Source organism: Xenorhabdus bovienii (genome assembly GCF_024721015.1).
In the GTDB taxonomy this organism is placed as follows: Bacteria; Pseudomonadota; Gammaproteobacteria; order Enterobacterales; family Enterobacteriaceae; genus Xenorhabdus; species Xenorhabdus bovienii.
In genome coordinates, this window is the sequence record NZ_JANAIF010000122.1 from 1 (window position 1) to 5,659 (window position 5,659).

Sequence of the window (5,659 nt, forward strand, 5' to 3'; positions counted from 1 at the left end):
AATCTGCGCATCCATATCAAGCGGCTGGCAAGAAGAACCCTTTGTTATTCACGCTCAATAGAAATCCACGAAAAACTTATTGGGACATATATTGAAAAATATCATTATAACGCTTTGGAGTCATGACCAATCAGAGATTACTTCCCAAAAGGAACTGATTTTAATAAGGTATCAGAGCTGGAGATTAACCTTGTGGCAAACCGATTAAATAATCGTCCTCGTAAAACACGAGATTACAAAACACCGAATGAGTTATTTAAAGGAATACCCACTCATTTACTTCGTTCATTACGGTGTTGCGCTTAATATGTGAATCCAAGCACCTTAATGAAATTAATTATATTTAATGCGTTAACAAATCAGAATTTATTATAATAAAAATAACACATATCATATAAATTAATTGAATAATGAACGTTTATTACTTATTGCTTACATTACATTTAATTAACAATATCATCGTGGTCTTTATTAATCTTATTGTTACGAAAAGATAACCCCCTTGACAATCACTATAATAGATAACAATTTTAATTAAAATAACGATAAAACACTTTATGTATTTCCCATAAAAATACCTAATAAATTCAAATTGTAGCACAGTAACAAGTAAATCAATTATCAGGAGCAATATAACCGCCAATATAAAAAATAGAAGGGAATATAAAAATCCGCATAATAAAGCAATACTCCACCATCTATGCTTTAATGGCGGGTGTCTTTGATAGGATGTTTACAGTATCAGAAACCAGTCATGACGGAGGGTTTGATATTGGCTGCTCACATGCACTCACAGGTGAGATTACGCAATTATCAAAAATAGCAAGGCCGAAAATCCTGCCTGCTCTTCCCCTTAATGTTTTTCCAAAATGTCTTTGGATGTGAACCACGCCGTGATAATACCTTGCCCTAAGAGCACTCCCACAATAGTCAGCATAATGCCAACAAGTTGTGGCAAACTTGGCGCATTTCCCATCATTAACTGTATAAGCAGGGCAAAAATAGGCACAAAGTTAAAGAATATCGCTGTCTTCCCTGCTCCTCTAAGCGCAACCCCTATGTTCCAAAAAAGATAAGCTAAAAATGAACCCGCAATTCCCATATAAGCGCTCGCTAAATGACTCTCAAACGTTCCTGATCGCATTGAAGAAATCGGTGATTCAACAAAAAAAGCGATCATCGCTAATATCACCACACCAAAAAGCATCGTCCAACTGGTTATCTCAAGTGGCGTAGCATTGGTAATGAATTTACGGGTTCCCACCGTATAAATGGCCCAGCCGAGACTACCTGCGAAAATGATTGCATCTCCCGGTGCCATATGAACCATACCGCCCATCAATTGACCATTAGTGATCACCAAAACAACACCCAGTAAACTAATACCCATTCCTAACACACGGATAAGTTCAGGAAAACGACGATTCATGATGGCTTCCAAGATATTGGCAGAAATGGGTGTCGTTGCCATGATGAGTGCAGCCGTGATAGGACTGGAGCTTTGAAGGCCAACAAATAACGCTCCGTTGAATCCAGCCACACCAATTGCCCCAAGACAAATAAATGCCAGCAGGTTTTTCCTCAGCACTTTGCCATGAATGCCACTTTTTAATGCCATAAAAATAAAAATCGGGAAGACAGCAAAAACAAAGCGTTCAACTGAGGCCGTCCACGGAGGCAAGCTCTCTAGCGCAAATTTTGTCACTTGAAAATTTGAGCTCCAAAAAAATGTTGCAAATAACGTTAAAACAACAGCTGACTGTGGTGTATTTCGCATAGTAATGACCTTATTTTTAATTCTGCACACTTTAGACTGGATTGCTTTTATCGAGATCATTGTGGCATATTTCAAATTCGGAATATGTAGACAAAAATAGAAATCAATTTTCCAAAAATGAAAAATAAAACAGAGCAATCATTGGTTTGGGATGATATCCGTGTATTTCTGGCGATAGCACGGACAGGCACATTAAGTCGGGCGGCAGATGTTCTAAAAATCGGTATTGCAACGGTCTCACGAAAAATTGAGCGACTTGAAGCGACCTTTGGGATGCCTCTATTTCTCCGCCATCAAGCTGGCTATCGGCTCACAGAAGACGGAAAAAAACTGCTGGAAAAAGCCAAAGCGATGGAAATAGCCGCCAGCTCCTTTCTGCTTGAAGCCGATACTCGGATTGCAATTTCAGGGAAAGTCCGACTTGCCACCACAGAAACATTCGCGAGTGACTTAGTAATACCGAATTTACCAACCTTACAGAAAAACTATCCCGACCTCACATTGGAAATCACAACGGATATTCATACTGTAGATCTACATCGTCGGGATGCGGATCTGGCACTTCGTATCGTCAGGCCTGAACGAGGGCATGTTACCGTCCGTCAATTGGGAAAATTAGGATTTGGGCTTTATGGCAACAAAGATTATTTGGCAACTTGTTCACCTGACATACTGAGAGGTGAATATGAAAAGGCACGTTTTATTGGTTGGGCAGAGACCTACTCGTACCTTCCTTCATTCCGATGGACTGAGAAAAACCTCAAAAGCCGACCGTTATCTGCGGCTACAACTTCACTGAGCGCACAATTGGCTGCCGTAAAAGCGGGGCTGGGGTTGGCGGTACTACCGCATTTCATTGTTCAAGATACTGAACTTCAATGCATTTCTCATGATTTGGGAATAGATCAATCTATCTGGCTTGTGATTCAGGCCGATTTGGCACACTCTCCCAGAATACGTAAGATTGCTGATTTTTTAGCGGAAATTGTTTTTCAAAATCAGGGGAAGCTTTCAGGACAAACTGGAATTAATTCTGTGATATTGCCTGATTAAATGTAATCAGGCAAAAATATAAGGAAGAAGGAAAAGCGATCAAAGGAACGCTTTTCCTCTATCTACTTAAACACCATAAATCATTCAGTGTCATAATAATTAATTTTTTATTATAGACATGGCCATAACATCACAATATTGGCCATTTTTCAGGGAAGCCTTACGTAAAACGCCTTCCTTTTCAAAGCCAAATTTGGTGTATAGGGCTATTGCTTTTTCATTATCGGTAAAAACTTCCAACTCAATTCTAACCGCAGCCAGCCAATTAAAAGCATAATCAATCACGAATTCCATCATTTTTGAACCAATACCTTTGCCAGAATAATCAGCATCAACACTAATCCCGATTCCTACTACATGCCTGCGTCTTGGATTATCCAGAGTAAATAAACTCACGTTACCCACAACCTTACCGTCTATCTCAGCAACAAAATGGATAGTTCCCCTAGTTTTATTTTCCTTAAGACGTTCCCGCCACATTTCACTCGAAGGGCACGGAAGTTGTAATGTATTGGAATAAACTTCTGGATGGCTATAAATCCTCTGAAAGTGCTCGGCATCTTCTGACTCAGCGGCCCTAATTATAATTTCCATATGAACCTCTTTTTCAACTTGACCCTTTTATAACTACCCGATAAAAAAATAAATGTAAATAGAGTATTTGAAATTTATCAGATCAATAATAAAATCATCGTCAATGTTATTTGGCATGTTTGTTTATTCTTTTCGGAGCTGCATGTGCACCAAGAAAACTCAGCTATTTTTGAATTTCTCAAAAACCTTGAAGTCAGCCTGCACAAAGAAAAAAATAATATCGATTGACTAAACACTATCTTGCATGATGATTTTCTATAAATCACAAAATCGGGTCATGTTTATTCTAAAAAAATCGTAATCGATGAATTAACGACAGAATTTAAAGTTGTCTCACCAATATTTTCGCAAGATTTTAATATCAAATGACTGGATGAAAATATTGCACTGATTACCTATCAATCCTACGAAATAAATAAATCAGACCATCCATTCAATAAAGCGCTTCGTTCATCTATTTGGCAATTATCTGTATCCGGTACATGGCAACTTAGGTTCCATCAGGGAACAATCATGGCGGCCCAGCCGCTCGGCAATATCACGCCGTAGGTAAAAAAATGGCCCTGAATTCGGGCCATTGATTAATTAGGATTGATCCTTACTCAGCGATAAAGGCGAGTTCTGCGTTTTTTCACAATTTGAAACCCGAACACTAAAATAATGAACCAGACTGGTGTGGCGATTAATGCCTGTCGAGTATCTGGCTGCAAGGACAGTAATACCAGTACAAAGGCAAAGAAAGCCAAACACAGCCATGACATAACGATGCCAAAAGGCATTTTATAAATCGATGCCTTATGCAACGCAGGGCGGCGTTTCCGATAAACCAGGTAGGAACACAAAATCATGCTCCAAATAAACATGAACAGAGTAGCAGAAACGGTTGTCACCAGTGTAAAGACCCGCATCACATCAGGAATAAAATAAATCAGAATGACGCCGCAAGAGAGGCATAAGCAGGTAAAGATCAATCCCGATGCAGGAACCGAACGGCGAGATAAACGACTAAACTGCTTCGGTGCATCCCCTTCTTTCGCCAAACCAAATAACATCCGGCTAGTAGAAAAAACCCCACTGTTTGCCGAAGATGCCGCAGAAGTCAGCACCACAAAATTCACAATGCTGGCCGCAGCCGGTAACCCAATCAGAACAAACAGCTCCACAAACGGACTTTTATCCGCAACAATTGAGCGCCATGGCGTGACTGACATAATCACAATCAGAGCCAGCACATAGAATGTGATAATCCGGATTGGAATGGCATTAATTGCTTTTGGCAGGGATTTCATCGGATCTTTGGTTTCTGCGGCGGCGGTTCCCACCAATTCAATACCGACAAAAGCAAATATCGCAATCTGGAATCCGGCAAAAAACCCACTCAGCCCCATTGGGAACATGCCACCATCATTCCAGACATTGGATAATGCAGCAGTGTGTCCCGCAGGAGATTGAAAATGGGTGCCAATCAAAATACCGCCTATGACAATCAGAGCAACAATCGCAACGATTTTGATCATGGCAAACCAGAATTCCAGCTCTCCAAACAATTTTACCGTCGCGAGATTCAATGTCAGCAATATAAAAACGCACAAGAGCGAAGTTGCCCACTCAGGAAAGTCAGGCGTCCAATAACTGACATAAGAGGTAATCGCGACAACATCAGCAACGCCAGTAATGACCCAGCAAAACCAGTAAGTCCAGCCCACAAAAAAACCGGCCCACGGCCCTAACAAGTCCGCCGCAAAATCACTGAACGACTTATAGTGCAAATTGGAGAGTAATAACTCGCCCATTGCGCGCATAACAAAAAACAGCATAAATCCGATGATCATATATACAAAGATGATCGATGGCCCCGCAAGGGAGATGGTCTTGCCTGATCCCATAAACAGGCCAGTCCCTATAGCGCCACCAATTGCGATAAGCTGTATATGTCGATTGGTGAGACTTCTCTGTAGATGCGAGCCTTCAGTTTCAGGTGTGTGGGTAGATTGTATTTTTTCTTCCATAATTGTATCCCATTTATTCTCACAGCATGGAGCATGGACTTAATTCCCTCAGGCTGTGTTTAAGCTATCATTGTGACATAGACAGCCGAGGTATTAACAGAAGGATTTCAATTGAAAAGCAAGATGCTGACATTTCAATCTATTGATAGCCTAAATAAAATTTCAAAATAATAGATCACTTGAAGGGAACTCAGTCCGATTTTCGCGATCTGATTAATCGCCAAAT

General features: G+C 40.4%; 6 protein-coding genes and 1 pseudogene. 4 read left to right on the forward strand and 3 right to left on the reverse strand.

The genetic code is table 11. From position 1 onward, the window contains the following. From NXS07_RS18355 to NXS07_RS21865, 3 genes and pseudogenes are all read left to right on the forward strand, one after another. Window positions 1–126 (forward strand): IS1 family transposase (locus NXS07_RS18355; RefSeq protein ID WP_230580987.1); only part of this gene is annotated, 126 nt, incomplete at its 5' end. 3 nt (window positions 127–129) lie between these two features. Continuing rightward, window positions 130–306 (forward strand): annotated as a pseudogene (locus tag NXS07_RS18360) (IS30 family transposase); the annotation flags it as partial. Window positions 307–696: 390 nt separating this feature from the next. Continuing rightward, window positions 697–885 carry a hypothetical protein gene (locus NXS07_RS21865; protein WP_368859253.1) on the forward strand — a complete coding sequence of 63 codons (189 nt, stop codon included), beginning with the start codon at window positions 697–699 and terminating at the stop codon, window positions 883–885. Here NXS07_RS21865 and NXS07_RS18365 read toward each other — a convergent pair. Then, on the reverse strand, window positions 854–1,777 hold the full coding sequence (locus NXS07_RS18365; RefSeq protein ID WP_046337011.1) for a DMT family transporter: 924 nt from the start codon (window positions 1,775–1,777) through the stop codon (window positions 854–856). The genes NXS07_RS21865 and NXS07_RS18365 overlap by 32 nt on opposite strands. 117 nt (window positions 1,778–1,894) lie before the next feature. Between NXS07_RS18365 and NXS07_RS18370 the strand changes: the two genes are divergently transcribed. Further along, a complete protein-coding gene (locus NXS07_RS18370; protein ID WP_046337012.1) occupies window positions 1,895–2,830 on the forward strand; it encodes a LysR family transcriptional regulator in 936 nt (311 codons plus the stop codon). A gap of 99 nt (window positions 2,831–2,929) precedes the next feature. On the opposite strand, the gene NXS07_RS18375 is transcribed toward NXS07_RS18370, so the two are convergent. Continuing rightward, a complete protein-coding gene (locus NXS07_RS18375; protein ID WP_258087355.1) occupies window positions 2,930–3,424 on the reverse strand; it encodes a GNAT family N-acetyltransferase in 495 nt (164 codons plus the stop codon). A gap of 602 nt (window positions 3,425–4,026) precedes the next feature. Then, window positions 4,027–5,433: a D-serine/D-alanine/glycine transporter gene (gene cycA / locus NXS07_RS18380; RefSeq protein ID WP_258087356.1), complete on the reverse strand. Its 1,407-nt coding sequence runs from the start codon at window positions 5,431–5,433 to the stop codon at window positions 4,027–4,029. Window positions 5,434–5,659 lie beyond the last annotated feature (226 nt).